Source organism: Actinocrinis sp., from assembly GCF_035938995.1.
Taxonomy (GTDB): domain Bacteria; phylum Actinomycetota; class Actinomycetes; order Streptomycetales; family Catenulisporaceae; genus DASZGI01.
In genome coordinates, this window is the sequence record NZ_DASZGI010000177.1 from 1 (window position 1) to 4,643 (window position 4,643).

4 protein-coding genes are annotated in these 4,643 nt (G+C 68.3%); 1 reads left to right on the plus strand and 3 read right to left on the minus strand.

Features of this window, described 5'->3' with window-relative positions:
* Positions 1-227: 227 nt before the first annotated feature.
* Complete coding sequence (locus VGZ32_RS12770) at positions 228-791, minus strand: hypothetical protein (protein WP_326886190.1); 564 nt, start codon at positions 789-791, stop codon at positions 228-230.
* Positions 792-1,439: 648 nt separating this feature from the next.
* On the opposite strand from VGZ32_RS12770, the gene VGZ32_RS12775 reads away from it, so the two are divergent.
* The gene (locus tag VGZ32_RS12775) at positions 1,440-3,176 is read left to right on the plus strand and encodes a beta-1,3-glucanase family protein (RefSeq protein WP_326886191.1); all 1,737 of its coding nucleotides are present in this window, start codon (positions 1,440-1,442) and stop codon (positions 3,174-3,176) included.
* A 514-nt stretch (positions 3,177-3,690) separates the two neighbouring features.
* Here the strand turns inward: VGZ32_RS12775 and VGZ32_RS12780 are convergent.
* A complete protein-coding gene (locus VGZ32_RS12780) occupies positions 3,691-4,101 on the minus strand; it encodes a VOC family protein (protein WP_326886192.1) in 411 nt (136 codons plus the stop codon).
* A gap of 95 nt (positions 4,102-4,196) precedes the next feature.
* The coding region (locus tag VGZ32_RS12785; RefSeq protein WP_326886193.1) for an SDR family NAD(P)-dependent oxidoreductase at positions 4,197-4,643 on the minus strand (447 nt) is incomplete at its 5' end.

Below are 4,643 nucleotides of genomic sequence, written 5' to 3' on the forward strand. Positions count from 1 at the left end.
GGTCCGCATCGCGCGGGGAATCACGCCTGTGGCTGCCGACAAATCGTCCGTCGGTCATACGGATCGATTTAGCGATCACCCGGCTGTTCAGAGTTGAACACGTTCAGTTGATCTTCCGATCTTTCTGAACACGTTCGATGACTGTCCACTGTGCCCTCGGCTCAGAAGCTTCAAAAACGCCCTCACCAGCGCGGATGAGTTTTCGGTAGGCGCAGCGTCGTGCTGACTCAGCGTATTGCGTTATTGGTCAGGCGACGGTTAGCAGGATCCGTTGTCGGTCCAGACGCCCTGCGAGTTGTTGCCGAGGATGTCGCCTTGGGTCCCTCCGGCTCTTCCAGGTCGAAGTCCAGGGCGTGCAGCGCGTACTTGCTCACCACCTGCTGGTAGGCGGCCGCGGTGGCCGTGGCCGTGCCGCAGTCCTGCCCCAGCTTGGTGCCGCCGTAGCCGCCGACAGAGGCCGAGACGTCGCCGCCCTTGTTGCGGATCGTGGTGATCAGGGCGGCGACTGAGGTGTCGGTGGATACGTTGTCGTTGCCGTTCCACGAGGGCGTACAGCCCCCGGAGTCCAGGATGAACGCGAGCTCGAACGCTTTTTGGCCGGTGGCGTCCATGACCGCGCCGACGTCCGGGGTGGCCGGGTCGTTGACGAACACATAGGGCGCCGAGCCGTACCAGTTGCTGCCCAGAGCGTTGGTCGCGGCGTTGCTCGACGCCGCCAGGGTCACCATGGCGCCGATGGTGACCCCCGTGACGGCGACCGCGCCAACCGCCACGAACTGCTTCCTTTTCAAGGGCTGCTCCTGTTCACGTCTGTCGCGCTCGGACTGCGCGCAGGGCGGCGGCACGTCGGCGGGCGGGAATGTGGAACCGGGCCGATCGTTGACGGCGCCCGGAACGGAGTCCCACGGTGGACTAGACCAGCGGGCGCGGTCAACGCGTCCGGGAGCGGGGTCAGGCGAGCTGGATTCGCCGTTTCATGGTGCTGAACTGCGGTGTCCGGTGCCGCATCGTCGCGGCGGGTGCTCCGGGGGCTGCACGATAACGCGCACTTGAGTCTTGGTTATGTTGAATCTTGATTAGCCTTGTGCGGAGTGGTGGGAAACAGAGGGGGTCGGCCCGGGTTCGGTGCGCCCGATGTTGTCGCGTGCCGGCTGGATGGGGGGAACCGGATCGTCGAGAGCGCGTCGCCCGTGTCCGGGGCGTGGCTGTCTGTGGCCGCCTGTGGGTGGGATGTATAGGTGGGCCTTAACGGAGTCGGAGGGTCGGGGTTCGGGGTCGTGGGTTCGTTGACCGGGGCGCCCGTGGTTGACCAGACTCGCGTCGTACTCACTCCGGAATCGTTTCCGGAGGCGTCCGCGTGATTCGGGTCGGCGGGTTGGTTGTTGGCGCCGGTCCCGCGCTCCTCCAATCAATAGTCAGATAAAGGGAGATCCATCCCCATGCTTTCGCGCAGGAGATTCATCGCGGCGTCCTCGGTGCTCGTGGGCGGTGGCGCGGCGGTGGGCGCGGTGGTGGCGTCCACGCGCGCCTCGGCGACCGCGCCGACCCTGAATGTGGCGCTGCGCAATGCGACCACCTCGGATGCCGTGTACGCCTTTGTCACGGGTCAGGCGATCGACAACGGCAAGGCGCTGTTCCTGCTGCAGGCCGACGGCAAGACCGCGCACTACCCCTCCTCTCCGGTGGCGGTCGGCACCGCGGTGAGTGTCGACTGCGCGATCCGGCTCGGCGGGCCCGGCTCGACGAGGGAGCTCACCATTCCGCGGATCGCCGGGGGCCGTGTGTGGTTCTCGGTGGGCGCGCCACTCACCTTCCTGATCAATCCCGGTCCCGCACTGGCGGAGCCGTCGGTGACCAATCCCTCCGACCCGAACATCGACGTCGCCTGGGACTTCTGCGAGCTGACCTTCGACGCCAACCAGCTCTACGCGAACATCAGCTACGTCGACTTCGTGTGCCTTCCGCTCGCGCTGACGCTGCAAGGCGCCACCGGGCGCCAGCAGGTGGCCGGTCTGGCCTCCGACGGCCTGGACACCGTCTGCTCGGGACTGCTCGCGCAGCACAACGCCGACGGAGCGGGCTGGGACCGGCTGGTGGTGACCAGCGGAGGGCGCAACCTGCGGGCGCTGAGCCCGGACAACGGCGTCGCGAAGGATCCCTCCCTGTTCTCCGGCTATTTCGACCCCTACATCGAGCAGGTCTGGTCGAAGTACGCCGGCGCACCGTTATCCGTGGACACGCAGGCCTCGTTCGGCACCCTCACCGGCCGCGTCTCCGGTGGCCTGCTCACCTTCGACGGCGCGGGCAGCTTTGCCCGGCCCACGGCCGCGGACATCTTCAGTTGCAGCACCGGGCCGTTCGCGACCACGTCCGGGGCGATGGGACCGCTGACGGCTCGCCTGAGCGCCGCGTTCAACCGCTCCACGCTGCTGATCGACTCCGACCAGCCCACGGGCGAGCACCCGGCTGACTACTACAAGAACCCGATCACGAACCACTACGCGCGGATCGTGCACGCCGCCAACCTCGACGGCCGCGGTTACAGCTTCCCCTACGACGACGTCACCCCGACCAATGGTGTGGACCAGTCCGGCGCCGTCAACGACCCGAACCCCACCCTGCTCACCATCACCGTCGGCGGCACCGCGGCCTCCGGCCCGGCCGCAGCCGCGCCCTCGGCCCCCGCCGTGGCAGCCGGCGCGGGTGCAAGCGCGAGCGGGAGTGCGGCGCCGTCCCCGGCCGCGAGCACGGGCACGGGCACGGGCACGGGCAGTGCGTACTCGATGATCCAGGCCGAGAGCCATACCGCGAGCAACGGCACCTTCGACGAGGCATGCTCCGACACCGGCGGCGGCCGGGATATGGGCGGGATCCACAACGGCTGCTGGCTGGCATATGCGCATCTCGACTTCGGCGCCAAGGGCGCGACGCAGCTGACGGCGCGCGTCGCGTCGGGCGCGGCGGTCGGGGTCGGCGGCCTGGTCCAGGTCGCGCTGGACAGTCCGAGCGCGAAGCCGGTCGGCAGCTTCGCCGTGGCCAGCACCGGCGGCTGGCAGCGCTGGGTGACTGTCCCGGCGAACATCGCGCCGGTGACCGGCGTGCACACCGTCTACCTGGTCTTCTCCAGCGGCCAAAACGCCGACTTCGTCAACCTGAACTGGTTCACCTTCTCCTGACCCGGAGCACCCTCGCCCACGACAACCGGGCAGCCACACACCCCAGCCGCCGCGATCCCGGGTGCGACGCGTGCTGTGCCGTGGTGGGGACGTGGCGTCGGGAAAGGCGGTGCTGGAATCAGCGCCCGGCTTCGGCGTCGTTGCCAGATGTCGAGAGCTGCGATCGTATTATCGTATTTCGGCGGTGAGCCGCCCGGGATGATGGCCGAGGCATCACCGCGCGCTGGCTCGCCGAGGCGGTGCGGGCGGCGGGTCGTCGGGAACCTGACGCCGCGCCCGCGCCGGAGGGGGCCGGTCCGCGCGGTGGCTGCGCACCAAAATGCCCACTTGAGGCGCGGTTGAAATTCAAGCGCCTGGTGCGGTGCGGGTGGGCGGCGGAGTCGACGCCGGGAGTGTTCCGGGTCGCCGTCGGCCCGGCGGCATCGTGCCCGCTCGCCGCCTGCCCGTGACCGCGGGTGGGGTGGCCGCGGTCGGCGTGATCACCGGGGCAACACCCTCTTGGGCCCCTCGGCGGTCACTCGCCTGTCCCGCGGCCCTTGTACTCCATGAACTGCAGGGTCACCCCGAACGTCGTCTCCGGCACCGTGAAGATCGAGTGGACCTCGTCGGTCTTGAATTCGCCCTGCAAGGCGACCCCTCGGCGGGTCAGTTCGGCCTTGGTATCTTCGAGGTCATCGACTTGATATCCGAGATGGCCGATGACCGCAGTCTCGCCGTCCTTGAGCGTTGGCATGCCGAAACCGGCGGCGCGCGCCTCGATCAACTCCAGGCGCGTTTCACCGAAGAGCAGAAACTGCAGGTCGATTTCGCCGGCGAGAATGCGCTCGCCGCCAGCTCTGCCATCAACGGTGTCGCCCGCCCGAGCGATGGTTTCGTTGATATCGCGCACGACGATTCCGATGTGATCCAACCCGAGTAGCTTCATGGACCTCAGTCCTCCTTTGTCTCTTGCTGTCGATCGAGATGCCCGCGTTCAGGTCGTGACCGGCGGTCGTGCCCATTTCGCGCCACGTCACGACGCTAGACGGCGGTGCGGCCGCCGTCGGCGGCGATGACCGTACCGGTCACGTAGCTGGCTTTGTCGGAGGCGAGGAAGGCGATGACCTCGGCGATCTCGTCGACCTGGGCGCCCCGTCCCAGCAGTGAGGTCTTACCGAAACCCTCGGTGACGTCGTACAGCTCCGGGATGCTGTGCACCGCCCCGGGGGCGACGGCGTTGACCCGAACCCCCCGTGGGCTGAATTCGGCCGCCCACGAGCGGGTCATCGAGGCCATGGCCGCTTTGGTGGCACCGTAGGCGGCGGCGCCCACCAGGCCGACTGTGCCGGCCATGCTCCCCAGGTTGATGATGCTGCCCCGGCCCCGATCGGCCATGGCCGGCGCCAGAGCGGCGACGAGGAAGTAGGCGGAGCGAACGTTGCCGTCGAAGAGCGCGTCGTACCCGGGACCGTCGAGATCGGCGGTCGG